The organism is Brucella pituitosa (genome assembly GCF_965577835.1).
GTDB lineage: Bacteria > Pseudomonadota > Alphaproteobacteria > Rhizobiales > Rhizobiaceae > Brucella > Brucella pituitosa.
The window spans coordinates 1,159,561-1,177,500 of record NZ_OZ264092.1; the positions used below are offsets into that span (position 1 = coordinate 1,159,561).

Here is a 17,940-nt window from a genome sequence, read left to right on the forward strand (position 1 = left end):
AGATCGATGATTGGCAACACAGGTGAACAACATTGAGGCAGGATGAAGAAAACCATTGATCTGACAACCGCACCCATCAATCAAGCGTTGTTGCTCTTTGCCCTGCCCACACTCGGATCTTCGATCCTGCAATCCGCAAATGGCTCCATCGACACAATCTGGATCGGACAGTTACTCGGTACAGATGCGTTAGCCGCAACCACCAACGGCAATCTGGTGATGTTTCTGCTAACGGCATTCGTCTTTGGCTTCGGCATGGCCTCTACAATTCTCATTGGTCAGTCTTTCGGACGGCGCGATATAGAAACAGCGCGCGCGATAGCAGGCACAACGCTGGGCGCTTTCATTCCGGTCAGCATTATCATCGCAATAATTGGCTGGTTTCTTGCACCCACCGTGCTGGGGCTACTGGGGACGCCAGAAACTATCGAGCCATTGGCGCGTGCATTTCTTCAGGTAACGTTCGTCGCCATGCCTGCCATTCTTATGCAGACCATTTTGATGATGGCGCTTCGCGGTAGCGGTGATTCCATAACGCCGCTCATATTCATGGGGCTGGCCGTCGTTCTCGATATCGCACTTAATCCGCTATTCATTCTGGGCATCGGTCCGATACCCGCTTTAGGCATATCCGGTTCTGCATTGGCTACGGCCATTGCAAATTACATCAGCCTCGCGGCGATGCTGATCTATGTTTACCGCAAGGACCTGCCACTGCGCCTCAAAGGACAAGAGCTTTGGCTTTTGGTGCCCGATCTCAAGGTCTTGAAGCTGATTTTCAGCAAAGGGCTTCCTATGGGTATCCAGATGATCGTGGTATCCAGCGCCATGCTCACCATGATGCGTCTGGTCAATCAGGAAGGCGTCAACACGACTGCAGCCTTTGGCGCAACGCAACAATTATGGACCTATGTGCAAATGCCGGCGATGGCTTTGGGTGCCGCCGTCAGCGCCATGGCCGCGCAGAATATTGGCGCGGGTAAGTGGGATCGCGTGAACAGTATCACCCGCATCGGAGTTCTCTATGCAATCCTGATGACCGGCGTTCTCGTTGTTGTGCTGCTCATCGCGGACAGACAGGCCATGCAGATTTTCCTGGGCGCTGAAAGTCCTGCTATTGCAATCGGTCAACATATTGGAAAGATCGCCACCTGGGGCTTTATCGCCTTTGGCGTTTCGATGGTTCTGTTTGGAACCGTTCGGGCAAACGGGCAGGTCATCTGGCCGCTCATCATCCTTTTTGTGTCGATGTATCCGGTTCGCCTGGGCGTTGCGGTAGGCATGCGAGACTGGCTCGGCCCGGACGCGCTTTGGCTCAGCTTTCCGGTGGCTATGCTGTCCACAATGCTCATGGCGGGAGCGCTATATCTTCGCGGCGGCTGGCGCAAAAATCAATCAATGCGCGTCGATAAATTCGAACTGGAAGGCACTGCCGCCGCAACTTCACAGACGGCAGAAGCCGCACCCTCATCCAATGCGATGACGCCTAATCCGCCACATGTGCCGGAGAATAGCTAAAGCGATGCTTGAATGGCTGGCGATGCTCATCTCCGCAGCAACGTTAAGACGCTCAACCCGCAATCATATAAGCCGAAGGCATTTCCGCCTTCGGCTTATAAGTTCAGATAAGGCCTTCTTCTTTGAGTGCCTTCTGCACAGCAGGCCGCGACATCACGCGCTCACGTAAGGCGAGAGCTTTTGGATAAGCCGTGAGATCCACCTTCATAACCAGCCCCCATCCCAGAATAACTGAGGCATAGGCATCCGCCTGTGTAAATTCTGCACCGAGCCAGTATGCGCGACCGTCTTCCAGTATAGCCTCAAGTTGCCCCATACGGCGATTAACCGAAGCGATCACCGTAGCCCTGGCTTCTTCCGTTGGATTAGGCGCAAATAGGCCACCAAACGCGACGTGCAGGTCACCACAAAAGCCCAGTGCTTCTTGCAAACGTGCGCGTTCAATCGTGCCATAAGCTGGCTTGAATGCTACTACATCCGAATGATCGCCAATGTACTGCAAAATAGCCGCGTTCTGGGTAATCACCACACCCGATTCAATTTCTATTGCTGGCACGGCACCACGCGGATTGATCTTCAGATAGTCAGCACCGCTTGCCGTCTTCTTTTCCTTCAGATCAACGACTTCCAGATCATAGGCAAACCCAGCTTCGCTAAGAACAATATGCGGGGCCAAAGAACATGCGCCGGGTTTATAATAGAGCTTCATTGCCATCTCCGTGGGACGTGTTTCACAGCGCTTCTATCAGTTTCTGGAGCTGCGACAATATTTCTTGCAATCACGATGTTGGGATATATTTTTCCAAGTAATTGCCACTCGCGATGTTTTCTTGTCCTGGAACGGCAAAAGCCCCAGCTTATAAGCTGGGGCTTTTTTAATTATCATGAGATTTAGGCCTCGCTGGCAACAAAAAAACCGCCTTACGGCGGGTTTTTTTTGGTTGCGGGGGCAGGCATTGGCTGTGGACATAAAACCGGCCAGCCTACCGCTGTCTTCCGCCTTGATAAAGTCGAGAATGCCGAACAACTCGCCGCGTAGCTCGGCATGAACCTCGCCGCGCTTGTCGCCGGGCATGAGAATGATTTCCCCGATAAGGGAGCGAAGGGCTTCCGCTGCTTGCCTGCCGCCGTCCGGGTCGCTGAGGGCTTCGGTCAGGCGTTCCACACGAAGGCGGTAGAGATTGGCGACATTCGGATGGATGTCCGGAATGTCAGCCGGGGATTGCGCCATACGGGCGGTAATCTCGGCCTTCTGCCGCTCAAGCTCGTCCATGCGGGCCTTCATGCTCGGCTGATACATGCCGTCCTCAATAGCCGCGATAATCCCGGCAATTGCCTTCTCGATCCTCGCAAGTGCTTTCTGGTCGGTCTGCACCTGTACACGACGGTCGCGGTTGAGGCGGTTCATTTCCTCTGCATAGGCCTTTACGGCTTCCGCAACTGTTTCGCTGGAAACAAGCCGCTCTTTCAAGCCTGTCAGGACACGGGCTTCTATGTTCTGGCGGGTGATGGAGCGGCGATTGTCGCACGTGCCGCGCCGATGGTGGTTGAGGCAAGCATAACGGTTCGGCGTGATGATGCCGATCTTACCACCGCAGCATCCGCAGGTCAGAAGGCCGGAAAGCAGATGAACCGGCCTGTTTGCCAGATGGACGCGTTTCATTCGACCTTCGAGCGTGTTTGCTGGGTTTGGCCCGAAGATTTCCGATATCTGCTTCTGGCGTGCACGGGTGGCGTTCCAAAGCTCATCGTCCACGATACGCAGATGCGGAACATCGGTCCTGATCCATTGGCTTTCCGGGTTGATGCGCGATACGCGCCTGCCGGTGGACGGGTCTTTGATGTACCGCAGGCGGTTCCAGACAAGAACGCCTGCATATAGCTCGTTATTAATGATACCGGTTCCCCGGCTGACATGCCCGCGAATACTGGTGTCACCCCATGCGCGACCAAGCGGACCGGGAACGCCTTCCCGGTTCAGGTCAACTGCAATCGCCTTCGGGCTTTTACCGGAAGCGAACTCCTTGAAGATGCGGTGGATAGTGTCGGCTTCGTCGGGAATGATCTCCCGGTCGCCCCGGATCGGCTCGCCGTTGGCATCGAATTTCTTGACCACCTTATATCCATAGCACAAACCACCACCCGCCTTGCCCTTCTCCACCCTGCCCCGAAGGCCACGATGCGTCTTCATGGCAAGGTCTTTCAGGAATAGCGCATTCATCGTGCCCTTCAGGCCGACATGAAGCTCGGAGATTTCCCCCTCAGCCAAGGTGACGATAGTAACGCCCGCAAACTTCAAATGCTTATAGAGCGTGGCAACGTCTGCCTGATCGCGGCTGATACGGTCCAGCGCCTCGGCCAGAACAACCGTGAACATACCGCGCTGCGCATCCCGCACAAGATGTTGGATGCCGGAACGGAGAATAGTGCTGGAACCGGATATGGCCGCGTCCTGATAGCTACCCGTCACCTGCCAGCGTTCGCGTGCTGCATATTCCTCGCAAAGCCGGAACTGGTCTTCAATCGATGCCTCCCGCTGGTTGTCGGATGAATAGCGGGCATAAAGGGCTGCACGGGTCATAGGGCGGTTCTCCGTTCGATCAATCCTCGTCTGCCTCGCCCTCGTCGTTTTTGATGCTGCGAGGCTCGTCATTATCGTTGGCGGTGGCAGCGTGAAGCCGCTCAAAATCGTCTCGTGCCATCTGCCTGCCAATCAGGCGGGCAATGGACAGCACAACCTTGTCCAGCTTCTGCCATGGTGCAATATCGCTGTCGTCACCTTGCTGTTTGGGCGGATGATTGTCATTGGTCGGCTTCCAGCCTTCATCCGGTGACGGTTTTGTTTCGTCTTCCATACTTCAACCTGTTTTCTATTGGAACCGAACAGGTATGAAGCAACACCCGGCGTGAAATCTGAAACGATTTCGAACGCCATGCGGCTATAGCGAAGGATCGGCGGCAAATCGGATAGTTTGCAATTCATTGTCGTCTCCGGCGTTGCCGTCAAAAGGGGAGTGCTCGCGCTCACCCCTCGCCTTATCTGCTTCCCCAGCCTCTGTCGGGGGCGGTGCCATTCGGTCAAGGCTGGCGTGATAGCGCCACCGCGAAGCGGCTTGGCCTTGACGGAATGGCGCCGCTCCGGCCTCATCGTTCAAGCAGAAAAGCCAAGGCACTGATTACCGATCCAGTTCCTTTTGCATCCTTTCCGCAAGACCAAGAAAATTACGCAATATCTGACTGCGATTGTTCGGTGACCAGACCGCAGAGAAGGCCACGGCTTCCGGCTCATCTGTGATTTCACGAACAACGATGCCCGATGGTGCAAGCGATAGATTTTCCTTGGCGAAAAGCGAAATGCCCTGTCCGGCAGCTATCATCGACAGAAGCGTATCCCGGCCAACATCATAACGTTGAATAGCAGGAACAGGCCAGCGACCTGCTGCACGCATGATAATCAGATCATGAACCTGCGGACCCGTGCCACCATATCGGACAAGAAAAGTTTCCTCTGCAAGCTGACGCCACTCCACGTCCGATTGAGCTGCCAACGGATGCTTGATCGACAGCGCCACCATCAGCCGGTCATGCCAGATGATCCGGGAATTGAGATCGCAGATGTCGTGCATCCCGGCAATGAAGATCAGGTCGAGCTTACCCTCGCGCAGCATGAGTTGAGCGTCTCGTGCTGTGCCTTCAGTGATATGCAGGCGGACATTAGGATATCTCCCGTGGAAGCGTTCCAGTAACCGATCAAGAAATCCACCCGCGACAAGGCCATGAACGCCGATCCAAAGCTCACCGTCCTCGCCGCGTGCCCGCATCCCGGCCGTCTTGACCGCATGATCGAGAATGCCCATTGCATTATTGACCTGTTCGATGAACCTGCGCCCGGCTTCCGTCAGACGAACACCACGCGTATTACGGTCAAAGAGGACGACCCCAAGATCGGTCTCCAATGCTTTGATACGGGTGCTTACACTCGACTGACTGGTGCGAAGTGCCTGTGCCGCGTGGGAAAAGCTGAGATATTCGGCAACCGTTAGCGTCTGGATTAGTGCGGCCATCGGAATGCGACGGCACAGCAATGAAGTAGGCGTTATGGGATGCAAATGCTGAGATGGCCGCCTACGCATCTGATGTAATCCGCTTAAGGTGCCATTCGTCGGACATTGGTTACGGGCGGAAACCCGTGTCCTGATGCAAGCCAAGAGACGAGCAGTGCCGGGATTGTCAGCGCGAAAAGTGTCCAAGGGAACGACGTAACACCAAAGCCATCCAAAAGTATTCCGCCAAGAAGCCCGCCACCCGCAACCCCTGTATTCCAGACCGTAACGAACATAGCCTGAGCAACATCAGTTGCATCGCCAGCGGCCTTTGCTTCCGCTGTTTGAAACAGCGTTGGTGCGCCCCCCATGACGACGCCCCAGACCACCACACTAACCAAGACGATAGCCGGTGATGTACTCGCAAAACCAAAAGCAAGTGCGATGCAGCCGAAAGCCAATAAGCTCACCAGCACCAGACGACGGAGGTGTCTGTCGATCAGCGTACCAACGATCCAAAGACCCAGGACACCAGCGGCACCAAAGATCAGAAGCACAAGATCGACCCGATCCGCGAGGCCAGATGGAGCGAGGAATGGCGCGATGTACGTGTAGAGAATGTTGTGTGCGACAACGAAGGCAAGCATGACGAACAGAATGGGCATCAATCCCGGCAAGGTCAGAACCCGACGGATCAAATATTGCTGTCCGCGCAGTTGACCTGCAAAATCAGGCAACCTTAGAAGGCTCCATGCGATCAGGATCAGAGCAAGCGCGCTCATTAGTCCGAATGATACCCGCCAACCGAGCAGGACGCCAAGCCAAGTGCCTGCCGGGACGCCAATCGTGAAAGCGAGTGGTCCACCGATCCCTGTGATAGCAATGGCGCGGCCAGCAAGATGGGGCGGCACCATGCGCGCAGCGTACCCAACGATCAATGCCCAGACGATTCCGCCGAACATCCCCGCAAAGAAACGCGCCGTCAGTGTAAGCCAATAGTAATCGGAAACCGCCGTCACCGTGTTGACGATTGCAAAACCACCCAGAGCAATCAGCAAAAGGCCGCGCCGCTGCATCGTCTGTGTAAGGGTCATCAAGGGGATAGCGGTAATGAGCGAACCTGCCGCGTAAGCCGTGACAAGCTGCCCCGCCATGCTTTCGGCGATGCTGAGGCTCATACTGATTTGCGGCAGCAGCCCCGCAGGCATCACTTCTGTCATGAGCGTGACAAAGCCCGCCAATGCCAGTGCCAGTAGCCCACCAAGAGGTAGCTTCTCCTTGGCCGGCATATCCGACGTCGCATTGTTAAATATAGTCATCGGGGTAGTGCCTCCTTAGGTCGTTCGGATATGCGGCAGCCAAGGGACTGCCACTTCCAGAAAAGGACGTGACGATACGGCAACCAAATCGACGGTGAAGGTATCCGTTTCCACATGGGCGAAAAATAGGCTATAGTTCATAACACTTTGGACATTTATGTCGTGCATAAGGAACCCCCAATATGGACAGTCTCGGATCGCTCCACGCCTTCGTTCAGGCAGCAGATGCCAATGGTTTCACCGAAGCGAGTCGCAAGCTCGGAGTCTCGGCTTCTGCGGTCAGCAAGGCAGTACAGCGGCTTGAAGACCGCCTCGGCACCCGGCTGTTTCACCGCTCCACGCGCAGCATCACGCTAACTCCTGAAGGGGCGATGTTTCTTGAGCGGTGCAGACGCATACTGTGCGAATTCGAAGCAGCCGAAACTGAACTGTCGCAGACGCAGGCTGCCCCTCAGGGCAAGCTACGCGTCAGCATGCCATCGATAGGGACACTGTTCATGCCAAAGATCGCGGCATTTATGCGTCTCCATCCACAGATCGAACTGGAGTTGGATATCAGCGATCGACTGGTCGACGTGATTGATGAGGGCTTCGATGCCGTCATCCGCACTGGCGATCATGCGGATTCCCGGTTGATGACACGATCACTCGGCTACTATCGCAGAGCCATCGTGGGCTCGCCGGATTTCTTTACAGGTGTTGGAATCCCAGTCAGCCCCGAAGATCTTGTCGGGCATCCCTGCCTAATCTATCGCTTCGCCACAACGGGTAAGCTCGACCGTTGGCCCTTGTCCCGCAATGGCACGCCGATTCATCTCGAACTGACCAACAGTGTACTGATGAATACGCTCGAACCCCAAATCTGCCTTGCAGAGAACGGCATTGGAATCGCTTGCGTTCCAGACGTTGCAGTAGCCCGACAATTAGAAACAGGCTCTCTCATCAGCGTACTGGAATCTTATCTTCAAACTCGAACCAAGGTCAGTATCATGTGGCCAACAAGTCGGCATTTATCGCCAAAACTTCGCGTCTTTGTGGACTTTGCAAGTGCGGAATTATCAACAATGTTCCCAAGACCATAAAATATGCTTCAGCGTATCCGATTCAGAGTGCTTTCATAAAAAAATTATTCATGAACGTGCAGTCCAAAAATTCCCCTATGGAATTCTCAGCAATACCACGCCGAGAATGATGGATATAAGGCCAATCCATTGGATGGAATTCAGGCGCTCTTTTCCGAATGTCAATCCAAGCACCGCAGCGACAGCCGCCGCAAATGTACTCAAAACCGTGACTACAGCAACGGAACCGTATGACACGCCTATAGCAAAGCCCCCATATCCAATAAGAGTGCAAAAGCTCCGGCAGCTCAGAATAGGCAATGCTGCACGTGGAGGCAGAATATTCTCCCGTTTAACGGTCATTATTAGCAGCAAGACAGGAACACCGATCGCAAAAAACAGCCACAATGACAATGCTGCACCAAGCTCAGGAACCGCAAACTTTCCTTGTATCCAAAAGCCAACACCGAAGCATACGGAAGAAGCGAGCGCATAAAGAACTCCACTTGCGTGGTAGGAATTGTCGGACCCAGCCTTTGCTGCGGCAAGCGGAGCCCCGATCAAACAGAATATGATACCTACAAGCTGAAGTCCCGCCAGAGGGGTTCCCGTGAAAAAGTCGAGCGTCGTCGTGATCGCAGCGTACCCCGTGACCAAAGGAGCAATCAAAGCAACCCTTCCTAAAGAGAATGCTTTAAGGAGCCCCAGTGCCCCCGCGAGGTTCAGCAATACTGAAGTTGCTCCATATCCCCATCCACTCAGCCCGACCTCTGCCGTATAAATACGGATTGCCGGTGTCATCAGGATAAACATACTGACGAAGATGAAACCCACAGACTGTGTAAATATGGCTGTACGATTGACGCCGACCAGCCTTGAGGTTTTTCCCGCAAGATAATCGGAAATACCCCACGATATTGCGACGAGTAACCCCATCAAGAATGCCATTTCCGTCATGCACATCTGCCCCAATTTCTGAGATTATCGACGCTAGAACTCCAGACTTGTCACCGAACCGGTAATCTTGTGCCAAAAACACACGTACAGCGCACGATGTTGAGTGCACATGTCTAACGCTCAGACATGGCATTGAAAGTGGCGCAAATGACATGTATCGGTAAGATTATGACAAACCGCACTTCCTCCCGTCATAGCCTCACCAACAGTAAGCTGGTGGTATTGGTGTATGATGGCTTATGTACATTCGAGTTCGGCACTGCCGTTGAGGCCTTTTCCGCCGACCCGGAGCTTGCCGACGCACAATACAAGATGGTCTTAGCCAGCGTGGACGGCGAACAGGTCAAGGCCGAAAACGGACTCGCTTTCTCTGTCGATTCTAGCTTGGATATACTGGAGGAAGCAGGAACGATTGTGATTCCAGGATGGCGGGGCGTTAATGAACCGGTCCCGGATCGGCTAATTGATGCACTCCGTCGAGCTAACCTGCGCGGGTGCCGCTTGGTTTCCATTTGTACCGGGAGCTTTGTACTTGCGGCCGCGGGCTTGCTTTCTGGCAAACGCGCAACAACGCATTGGCGACACGCTCCCGCACTCGCCGCCGCATATCCCGATATTCACGTTGAGCCTTCTGTTTTGTATGTCGACGAAGGCAATATTCTAACGTCAGCTGGCTGTGCGGCAGGAATAGATCTTTGCCTGCATCTCATACGCCGAGACTTTGGGTCTGAGGCCGCAAATCATGTCGCTCGACGGATGGTAATACCGTCCCACCGTGAGGGCGGTCAGGCGCAATTTATTGCGCGGCCGGTTCCAGTGAGACAGGGTTCAACATTGGCACCGTTACTTGATCTGTTGCGTAGTCGCCTCAATGAAGACTTCAGCATTGAAAAACTCGCTCGGAAGGCTTGCATGAGCCGACGAACGTTTCTCCGTCGCTTTCATGATGCAACGGGGAAGTCGCCGGGGAATTGGTTGCGAGAGGTGAGACTTGAACATGCGCGCTCGCTGCTTGAGACAACCAACCTGTCTATGCAATCGCTGGCTGAGAGCTGTGGTTTTGGCTCAGTAGAGTCATTTCGCCTTCATTTTCGTAACCAATTCGGGGTTCCGCCGACGGTTTATAAACGTCAGTTCGCAAACTGATCGATTTTGTTGCGCGGCAGTTTTTTACCAGTTCGGACAACTCGGGCTACTATGCCACTCTCATCTGTCGGCCCAACTGGCTGTCGATAACCAGCTAGCCCGAAACAAAGGGTTACTTGCCGGATTCTCGATGAGGCCAAACCTATCACTCAATATAACGATGAACTTGGCGCTAACAGTCCCGTCATCCATTGCTAATCATAGCCGACGGAACGAGATTCACCACATTGCTTGGGAGCAGCCATCCGTCGAGTAAGGAGCGCCATCTATACGATCTGCCTTTTCAGATCGTAGATCGACACTATGCAATACTCAATCGGGTGCCACTTCCGTCACCCGCACTCATCGGCGTATCTCTGACATAAATCCAAAAATATCGGGCGTTCGGCGGCTATGGTGCCGGTCAAAATCCAGCGAAGCCAAGGCTTTGCGCCAAATCGCGGCACACGAGGCCCAAAAACAGGGTGCCGCTCGTGGCGCAACTAACCAGTGTGCAGACAACAAGAATTTTCAGAACATTGGCGACGTAGTGCCATGTTGCTTTATCTTGCCCTCTTAAAATCCCGGTCTTTTCGCCCAAAACGCCAATTTCTAGTGTTGCTATGAACGCACCGAGCTTCGCATGGACACTGCAAGAAAAGCTCTGTCGAGGCGGCGTCACTACTGCCGTCGATCTGCAATCCTGCTGCCGGTTGGCCCTCGATCCGGGGCGCTTAAGCCGTGCAATGCGCAGCAGCCCAGCGGCCTTTCTGCGTAGCCACAAGCGCGACGGTGGAGCGGAGGAGCGGCTCGCCGAAGCGGCCGCCAAGAGTCTGGCACAGGAGGGCGGAGAGCGGTCTTTCGCTGCGCTCCGTCAAAATGTCAGCGAAACGCAGTAATCAAAAGATCCGACTACCCAAGCAAACCACAGGGGCGGGCACAAGAGCGACGGGGCTGCAAAGCCCCCCGATAACTCTCTATTTTATCGTGAGATGTCGCCGCTAGAGAGACAAGAAACAATTTCGCCCAACAAGTCTTGCTTTGAACGCCCTGAAATCTCCCTGCATACATCATCTATGGCCATTTCAAATGAAACTCCGCGACGGGGGTTGAATAGCCCAATGTCGCGCAAGTCGAACTGCTGGGATGCATGATTGAGAGCGCAATAGGTAATCAGTTGGCGTATGTCAACACTTCTAAACGAACGATCTACCGCCTTAACTTCAAACAAAGTCGAGCCAGAGACAATATCTCCTTCAGATGCATCCACATAACCGCAGCCTCTGAAAACAGGTCTCAAAATAGTCTCTGTAGAGCTCCTCTTGAAGAAGCCTCGCAGACTGCCTTCAAGGCGGCCAACTTGACCTTCTTCGCTTAATGACAAGGGTGTATCCAAATCCTTTGGGCTGTCTGTGAGTGGGATTAGTCGTCTCCTTGCCTCCACCAGTGCTGATTCTTCTACGTCGGCTGACGCGATTGATCCAACCGGGATGCAAAATTTCGCGAATGCTACTTCCGCAACAAATGCCGCCCTGATCGTATCTTTTGGTTTTTCAATAGGCGGCGACCATCGGTCCGTATGTTCAAGGTTAAGTCTTCGCACAAAATGCTCTGAAGTGGGAGTATTCTCAGCCCAGAAGGCATTATGAAGGTTTGCAAATCTTGACGCGTCGATCATAGCGAAAATTCACTTTTGCCCTTGCCTACACGCTCGCCAGCCCACGAGAGGATAAACTTCTCAAAGGGGTTCAACTCCTTCTTAATGTGATCACGCCAGTGCTTTCCCTCGTCCTTGAGAGTGTAAGACGCGACCAAAAGAGCCCGCTTTTCGGGGTCACTGAGCTGTCGATATCTATTTCTCAAATCAGATAGCCAATACCATTCGCCCCAAAGCGCCATAACAAGGATAATATCGCGACAAACTATGTCTGACCTTCTAGCGTCATATATCTCCTTGAGAAGCTGCTGGGTCTCCTCTGTGTTCGAATGCTGAAGAACTCGCAGCGCAAAGCAGAGATGCACATCGACTCTAAGAACATGGGATTCTGATTTTATTAATTCGATTATCTTGGCAACTAAACGAGTCTTGGCTTCCCCTCCCAAGTCGTCGAACACCCGGTCCATCATTATCAGTGCTGACGAGAATATGGGATAAAGGACTTCACTATTCTCAATCACAGATAACACTGCATCATCTTTGGTTTTTCCCTCTAAGTAGTGAATAGCAGAGACAATCTTTCTGGATAGCGCAATGTGGACTCGCGACTTGGCCAATTCTTCCTTGAGAAGACCAAGGATATCGAAGTTCTTAACTTCTTTTTTTAGTTGCTCATAATCCTCTTCGGCTGTTGGAGAGTAGGGATCAAACCTCAACGAGAAACTGAGCAGCCTTCTTGAACGGTCATGAAGGTCCGCAACCGCCTTGCCTTCGGCATCGGCTTCGGTAGCGTCCAGCGGTGGCTGAACAGGGCTGGTCGCGCGGAATTCAGATGTGGTCATAATCCGTGTTTTTGATTTCTGAAGAGAGAGGCCCTGATTTTCAAACAGTTTCTCAGATATAAATATCGTATTTCGGTATGCCTCTTCCCGACTTCCGGCAAACAAATGGAAGTCATCCGCAAATCTGACAAAGGGAATCTTTTTGCTCTGCAGTAGCCGGTCAATCTGATTTATTGTTATTTCCGACAGAATTCGCGCGGCGGGGCCTCCAATCGGCAGGCCGAAGGATCGCGTGTTTGAGAAATTGCCTAGAAACGCCATGATTCTTTTTGGATAAGGCGTGTCTCCCGCGACTTGAAGTAGTGCGTTTTCAAGTCTGTGATGGTTTAGTCTAGGGTAGAATTCACTAATATCACAAGTGGTGACGAATTCATAAGCTGCGCAATGCTCCAGTGATCTCATCATGAAAGCATGCCAACTTAGATCTCTATTGAAAAGATCACCTGAAGTTTCGTCGGGCTGAAATCGATAGGAATAAACTGTCTCTGCGTCCAATTTAATTCTAGCCGCTTCCATCTTGTGAGCTAGTGCAATTACACAGCTCAGAAAATGTGCGTTCCAGATGGGGTCCATCTGTGTGCCCCATCGGAATCCGTAATAAGATACAGGGATCAGCGCGTTAGTGTTTGATGGTGGATATTGAGCCAAATAATCATCGAAAAGAGGTGGTTCGGTTTGTCTGAACAGTTTCGGGCGTTTCGTTAAGTGGATTTCCGCCGCGATTATGCCGCCACCATCATTGGTGTCAGCGCGTTGAAGTAGACCTGATCCGGCGTCTGCCGGTCAAGGGATGAATGTGGGCGTCGGCTATTGTAAAAGGTCAGATATCGACCGATGCCGACGCGGGCCTCAGACACGGTCTTGTAGGCGTGGAGATAAACCTCCTCATATTTGATCGACCGCCAGAGCCGCTCGACGAAGACATTGTCCCGCCACGCGCCCTTGCCATCCATCGAGATGGCGACTTCCGCCTTCTTCAGCACGGTGGTGAAGTCAATGGACGTGAACTGCGATCCCTGATCTGTGTTGAAGATATCCGGCTTGCCATAGCGGGCCAGCGCTTCCTCAACCGCTTCGATGCAGAAGGCCGCTTCCATCGTGATCGACAGTCGCCACGATAAAACCTTGCGGCTGAACCAGTCCACGACGGCGCAGAGATAGACAAAACCACGCGCCATGGGGATATAGGTCAGATCCATTGCCCACACCTGGTTGGGCCGGGTGACCGCCAGCTTGCGCAGGAGATAGGGATAGATTTTGTGCCCTGGCGCTGGCTTCGAGGTGTTCGGGCGGCGATAGATTGCCTCAATGCCCATCTTTTTCATCAGCGTTGCGATATGAAGCCGCCCAGTTTCCAGCCCTTCTCCTCTCAAAAGCCCTTGCAACATCCGACTTCCGGCAAAAGGGTAGTCGAGATGCAGTTCGTCGATCCGCCGCATCAAAGCCAGATCGCTGTCCGACACTGATCGTGGAGAATAGTAGACGCTGCTACGGCTGAAGCCGAGAAGCCGGGCCTGCCTTGCAACCGACAGCTTGTGCGCGCGGTCAATCATTTCTTTCCGCCCAGCAATCCCGCCTTGCCGAGCGCACCGGACAAAAAATCGTTCTCCAGCGTCAGTTCGCCGATTTTGGCATGAAGCGTTTTGACATCAACGGTTGGCCCTGTCGGTTCCGCCTTGTTCTCATCACCGAAAACGCCGGTCGCCCCCTCAAGGAGCTGGTCTTTCCACTGCTTAATCTGGTTGGCATGCACGTCGAACTGCTGGGACAATTCCACCAGTGTCTGCTCGCCTCGAATGGCGGCAAGCGCCACCTTTGCCTTGAAAGCCGGGCTGTGGTTCCGGCGTGGTCGTCTCGTCATGGTATCTCCTGTTCTCGGCATCTAAGCCGAAGTCAGGCAGAAATTCCACTTATCTCCGCTGTCCAGATTTCCCGAACCACCTCTAAATTCGCTTCGTATTCACATATCAGGTCAACGAATTTATCTGGGCTATCGTATATTGCATGCCCCTCAAAAGTAAGCGGGAAGATATCGGTGTCACCATGCTTTATCAAATTCTGAACCGCTAGCTTTGCTGCCGCACGAAATTCTTCTTTTTTGACCATCAATTTTTCCTAAGTCTCTTCTGCAAGTTACTTGAACCTCTGTGCGGAACAGAGGAAGTTTCCCAGATCATGGTCAAACTTGTGCGATCAGGCAAGGTGGCCTTGGCAGACTGATGTTACACAAACCTTCCAAGCTCTCAAAGACCTACAAGACTTCTGCACGGGGACCGGGCGTTCGCCGCAGCTGGTACGTACGCACGCTTTGGGCTGGGACCAGCCATCTGCCGCGCCTGGCACGAATGTCGACTCAGGACCGAAAACTACTGGACTATGTCATTTTGTGTGACTTGCGAACCAAAAGTCTGAGCGTGTCACCCGATGCGTTTTGCCAAGTCTTACCAGCAAGAACGAATGAGAAGGGCGGCAGCACGCCATCTTTCATTGTCGGGTTGCTCGTAGTCGCAAAAATGCCGTTTCCATCTGCGAGGCGCATCACTTCTGCTACTAATGCTTTCGCTATACCTTTGCCTGAATGTTCGGGAGAAACCGAGACATATCCGAGCTCATACGGATATTCGCTTTCCTGTAGCGAGTAGTCCGCCTTCGCGGCACTTTGCAGGCCAGATCGGTATTCGACCGATGGCACTTTTAAAGCGGCCACACCAGCTGTTTGGCCTGCAACTTCAGCGAAAATGATCTGAGCACCCGGACGAACCACGCCCATTCGGACATACTTTTCATCAACGGCACCACCAGACGTAACCAACTCAACGAAGGTATCTACCTCTTCTTGTGTGGCGTTGGCACTAATAAGAGTTCTGTACTTAATCATGCTCACCCACATCGAAATTCTAATTGAGAAGATACGTATACCGGATGACTGCTTTGGGGAAGCTACAGTGCGACATCCCTTCCTTCTACGAACGTCCGCAGTGGGCCGAGTACGCCCTATCACACCTGCGCGACGCTCATGCTTACCGGCACACAGGTCTATGCGCGGCACAATGTGAGCCACTTCGGACCCAAGCGACCGATGTTGCCTCTGCCCCAGACACCAAAAGGCCGCCCGGAGGCGGCCTAAGCATTTGACTATACGTCTATTTCTAGCGACTTATGACAAAAGTGGTTGCGGGGGCAGGATTTGAACCTGCGGCCTTCAGGTTATGAGCCTGACGAGCTACCGGGCTGCTCCACCCCGCGTTAAGGGCTTAATTTGTATGACCGGATTTGGTATTTTTTTGCGCTTATCGCTGATGAATGCTGTTTTGTATGATTATGAGAAGATGTTGATGATTTGTGTGCTTAGCAGACCTGGCAGCGACCTACTCTCCCGTGTCTTAAGACAAAGTACCATTGGCGCTGGAGCGTTTCACGGCCGAGTTCGGAATGGGATCGGGTGCAGCCGCTCCGCCATAACCACCAGGTCGGCGAAGAACACAAATATGAGAAGCTGGTTGTCTTTCGTGCAGATAATTCAGCGATAAACGCTGATAAACAATAAGCACACGACTGTGTGCCGTCGCTTGTGCGACGCGCCGTCCGCAGCGAAGCAGCGTTAGCTGCGACAGCGTGAGGACAAAACAAACTATCGAACTTGGTTCGATGGATATTGTAAATGAGAATGATCAAGTCGATCGAGCTATTAGTACCGGTAAGCTACATGCGTTGCCGCACTTCCACACCCGGCCTATCAACGTGGTAGTCTTCCACGGCTCTGATAGGGAATACTCGTTTTTAGGTGGGTTTCCCGCTTAGATGCCTTCAGCGGTTATCCCGTCCGTATATAGCTACCCTGCTATGCCGTTGGCACGACAACAGGTCCACCAGAGATACGTCCATCCCGGTCCTCTCGTACTAGGGACAGATCCTATCAATATTCCTACACCCACGGCAGATAGGGACCGAACTGTCTCACGACGTTCTGAACCCAACTCACGTACCGCTTTAAATGGCGAACAGCCATACCCTTGGGACCTGCTCCAGCCCCAGGATGCGATGAGTCGACATCGAGGTGCCAAACAACCCCGTCGATATGGACTCTTGGGGGTCATCAGCCTGTTATCCCCGGCGTACCTTTTATCCGTTGAGCGATGGCCCTTCCACGCGGGACCACCGGATCACTATGACCGACTTTCGTCTCTGCTCGACTTGTCAGTCTTGCAGTCAGGCAGGCTTATGCCATTGCACTCGACGAACGATTTCCGACCGTTCTGAGCCTACCATCGCGCGCCTCCGTTACTCTTTAGGAGGCGACCGCCCCAGTCAAACTACCCACCATACACGGTCCTGGACCCGGATAACGGGCCGCAGTTAGACATCCATATAGATAAGGGTGGTATTTCAAGGATGACTCCACAATGGCTGGCGCCACTGCTTCAAAGTCTACCACCTATCCTACACATGTCGACACGAATGCCAGTGTAAAGCTATAGTAAAGGTGCACGGGGTCTTTCCGTCTAACCGCAGGAACCCCGCATCTTCACGGGGAATTCAATTTCACTGAGTCTGCGTTGGAGACAGCGGGGAAGTCGTTACGCCATTCGTGCAGGTCGGAACTTACCCGACAAGGAATTTCGCTACCTTAGGACCGTTATAGTTACGGCCGCCGTTTACTGGGGCTTCAATTCAATGCTTGCACATCTCCTCTTAACCTTCCAGCACCGGGCAGGCGTCAGACCCTATACGTCGTCTTGCGACTTCGCAGAGCCCTGTGTTTTTGGTAAACAGTCGCTACCCCCTGGTCTGTGCCACCCTCCAATAGTTGCCTATAGAAGGGTCACGCTTCTTCCGAAGTTACGCGTGCATTTTGCCGAGTTCCTTCAACGCAGTTCTCTCAAGCGCCTTGGTATTCTCTACCAGTCCACCAGTGTCGGTTTAGGGTACGGTCTATATGCAGGAGCTATTTCCTGGAACCGCTTCGCTGCACATTCAATCCAATAAGAATGTACAACACACGCAATCCGTCACTACCTGCAGGCCCACGAATATTAACGTGGTTCCCATCGACTACGCCTTTCGGCCTCGCCTTAGGGGCCGGCTAACCCTGCTCAGATTAACTTTAAGCAGGAACCCTTGGACTTTCGGCGAGGGAGTCTCTCACTCCCTTTATCGTTACTCATGTCAGCATTCTCACTTCCGATACCTCCAGGATGTCTCACGACTGTCCCTTCACAGGCTTACGGAACGCTCCGCTACCACGCACATACGTGCATCCACAGCTTCGGTGTATGGCTTTAGCCCCGGTACATTTTCGGCGCAAAGACCCTTATTTAGACCAGTGAGCTGTTACGCTTTCTTTAAATGATGGCTGCTTCTAAGCCAACATCCTGGTTGTTTTGGGATCCTCACATCCTTTCCCACTTAGCCATAACT

Annotated in this window: 14 protein-coding genes, 1 tRNA gene and 2 rRNA genes (1 of these 17 only partly in view); 3 read left to right on the forward strand and 14 right to left on the reverse strand. The window is 53.1% G+C overall.

The annotated features are described in order from the left end of the window. The first annotated feature begins 42 nt into the window (after positions 1-42). Entirely contained in the window at positions 43-1,518 is a 1,476-nt protein-coding gene (locus ACSME1_RS05610; protein ID WP_024896915.1) for an MATE family efflux transporter, read from the forward strand. A 103-nt stretch (positions 1,519-1,621) separates the two neighbouring features. Here ACSME1_RS05610 and gst read toward each other — a convergent pair whose 3' ends face one another. From gst to ACSME1_RS05635, 5 genes are all read right to left on the reverse strand, one after another. Beyond that, positions 1,622-2,227, reverse strand: a complete 606-nt coding sequence (gst, locus tag ACSME1_RS05615; RefSeq protein ID WP_024896914.1) for a glutathione transferase — start codon at positions 2,225-2,227, stop codon at positions 1,622-1,624. 36 nt (positions 2,228-2,263) lie between these two features. Continuing rightward, the gene (locus tag ACSME1_RS05620) at positions 2,264-4,099 is read right to left on the reverse strand and encodes a recombinase family protein (protein ID WP_024896913.1); all 1,836 of its coding nucleotides are present in this window, start codon (positions 4,097-4,099) and stop codon (positions 2,264-2,266) included. Between the two features lie 19 nt (positions 4,100-4,118). After that, the gene (locus ACSME1_RS05625) at positions 4,119-4,373 is read right to left on the reverse strand and encodes a hypothetical protein (RefSeq protein ID WP_024896912.1); all 255 of its coding nucleotides are present in this window, start codon (positions 4,371-4,373) and stop codon (positions 4,119-4,121) included. 321 nt (positions 4,374-4,694) lie between these two features. Then, the gene (locus ACSME1_RS05630) at positions 4,695-5,582 is read right to left on the reverse strand and encodes a LysR family transcriptional regulator (RefSeq protein ID WP_024896910.1); all 888 of its coding nucleotides are present in this window, start codon (positions 5,580-5,582) and stop codon (positions 4,695-4,697) included. An 83-nt stretch (positions 5,583-5,665) separates the two neighbouring features. Beyond that, a complete protein-coding gene (locus ACSME1_RS05635; RefSeq protein WP_435654945.1) occupies positions 5,666-6,880 on the reverse strand; it encodes an MFS transporter in 1,215 nt (404 codons plus the stop codon). Positions 6,881-7,062: 182 nt separating this feature from the next. On the opposite strand from ACSME1_RS05635, the gene ACSME1_RS05640 reads away from it, so the two are divergent. Further along, positions 7,063-7,962 carry a LysR substrate-binding domain-containing protein gene (locus tag ACSME1_RS05640; protein ID WP_024896908.1) on the forward strand — a complete coding sequence of 300 codons (900 nt, stop codon included), beginning with the start codon at positions 7,063-7,065 and terminating at the stop codon, positions 7,960-7,962. Positions 7,963-8,037: 75 nt separating this feature from the next. Here ACSME1_RS05640 and ACSME1_RS05645 read toward each other — a convergent pair whose 3' ends face one another. Further along, the gene (locus tag ACSME1_RS05645) at positions 8,038-8,898 is read right to left on the reverse strand and encodes an EamA family transporter (protein WP_435654946.1); all 861 of its coding nucleotides are present in this window, start codon (positions 8,896-8,898) and stop codon (positions 8,038-8,040) included. A 168-nt stretch (positions 8,899-9,066) separates the two neighbouring features. On the opposite strand from ACSME1_RS05645, the gene ftrA reads away from it, so the two are divergent. Beyond that, complete coding sequence (gene ftrA, locus ACSME1_RS05650) at positions 9,067-10,044, forward strand: transcriptional regulator FtrA (protein WP_152544393.1); 978 nt, start codon at positions 9,067-9,069, stop codon at positions 10,042-10,044. 961 nt (positions 10,045-11,005) lie between these two features. On the opposite strand, the gene ACSME1_RS05655 is transcribed toward ftrA, so the two are convergent. The 8 genes from ACSME1_RS05655 to ACSME1_RS05690 form a co-directional block, all read right to left on the reverse strand. Beyond that, on the reverse strand, positions 11,006-11,701 hold the full coding sequence (locus tag ACSME1_RS05655) for a hypothetical protein (RefSeq protein WP_024896904.1): 696 nt from the start codon (positions 11,699-11,701) through the stop codon (positions 11,006-11,008). Then, a complete protein-coding gene (locus ACSME1_RS05660) occupies positions 11,698-13,095 on the reverse strand; it encodes an RNA-directed DNA polymerase (RefSeq protein ID WP_435654947.1) in 1,398 nt (465 codons plus the stop codon). The genes ACSME1_RS05655 and ACSME1_RS05660 overlap by 4 nt, the downstream gene beginning before the upstream one ends. A 149-nt stretch (positions 13,096-13,244) precedes the next feature. Further along, positions 13,245-14,383, reverse strand: a protein-coding gene (locus ACSME1_RS05665; protein WP_435654948.1) for an IS3 family transposase whose coding sequence is annotated in 2 segments (ribosomal slippage) — positions 13,245-14,125 and positions 14,125-14,383 — 1,140 coding nt in all. Because the reading frame shifts where the segments join, the coding sequence is not laid out codon by codon here. A 32-nt stretch (positions 14,384-14,415) separates the two neighbouring features. Beyond that, entirely contained in the window at positions 14,416-14,628 is a 213-nt protein-coding gene (locus ACSME1_RS05670; protein WP_435654949.1) for a hypothetical protein, read from the reverse strand. A 268-nt stretch (positions 14,629-14,896) separates the two neighbouring features. Beyond that, positions 14,897-15,400 (reverse strand): GNAT family N-acetyltransferase, encoded by a 504-nt coding sequence (locus ACSME1_RS05675; RefSeq protein WP_161662542.1) that lies wholly within the window; start codon positions 15,398-15,400, stop codon positions 14,897-14,899. A 291-nt stretch (positions 15,401-15,691) separates the two neighbouring features. Continuing rightward, positions 15,692-15,768, reverse strand: a tRNA-Met gene (locus tag ACSME1_RS05680). 109 nt (positions 15,769-15,877) lie between these two features. Next, positions 15,878-15,992 (reverse strand): 5S ribosomal RNA (gene rrf / locus ACSME1_RS05685). A 197-nt stretch (positions 15,993-16,189) separates the two neighbouring features. After that, positions 16,190-17,940: ribosomal RNA gene (locus tag ACSME1_RS05690) — 23S ribosomal RNA — on the reverse strand; it runs 1,157 nt beyond the window's last position.

Coding starts and splice junctions, on each gene's coding strand:
- ACSME1_RS05610 (WP_024896915.1), top strand. CDS start 43: ATGAAGAAAACCATTGATCTGACAACCGCACCCATCAATCAAGCGTTG.
- gst (WP_024896914.1), bottom strand. CDS start 2,227: ATGAAGCTCTATTATAAACCCGGCGCATGTTCTTTGGCCCCGCATATT.
- ACSME1_RS05620 (WP_024896913.1), bottom strand. CDS start 4,099: ATGACCCGTGCAGCCCTTTATGCCCGCTATTCATCCGACAACCAGCGG.
- ACSME1_RS05625 (WP_024896912.1), bottom strand. CDS start 4,373: ATGGAAGACGAAACAAAACCGTCACCGGATGAAGGCTGGAAGCCGACC.
- ACSME1_RS05630 (WP_024896910.1), bottom strand. CDS start 5,582: ATGGCCGCACTAATCCAGACGCTAACGGTTGCCGAATATCTCAGCTTT.
- ACSME1_RS05635 (WP_435654945.1), bottom strand. CDS start 6,880: ATGACTATATTTAACAATGCGACGTCGGATATGCCGGCCAAGGAGAAG.
- ACSME1_RS05640 (WP_024896908.1), top strand. CDS start 7,063: ATGGACAGTCTCGGATCGCTCCACGCCTTCGTTCAGGCAGCAGATGCC.
- ACSME1_RS05645 (WP_435654946.1), bottom strand. CDS start 8,898: ATGACGGAAATGGCATTCTTGATGGGGTTACTCGTCGCAATATCGTGG.
- ftrA (WP_152544393.1), top strand. CDS start 9,067: ATGACAAACCGCACTTCCTCCCGTCATAGCCTCACCAACAGTAAGCTG.
- ACSME1_RS05655 (WP_024896904.1), bottom strand. CDS start 11,701: ATGATCGACGCGTCAAGATTTGCAAACCTTCATAATGCCTTCTGGGCT.
- ACSME1_RS05660 (WP_435654947.1), bottom strand. CDS start 13,095: ATGGACCCCATCTGGAACGCACATTTTCTGAGCTGTGTAATTGCACTA.
- ACSME1_RS05670 (WP_435654949.1), bottom strand. CDS start 14,628: ATGGTCAAAAAAGAAGAATTTCGTGCGGCAGCAAAGCTAGCGGTTCAG.
- ACSME1_RS05675 (WP_161662542.1), bottom strand. CDS start 15,400: ATGATTAAGTACAGAACTCTTATTAGTGCCAACGCCACACAAGAAGAG.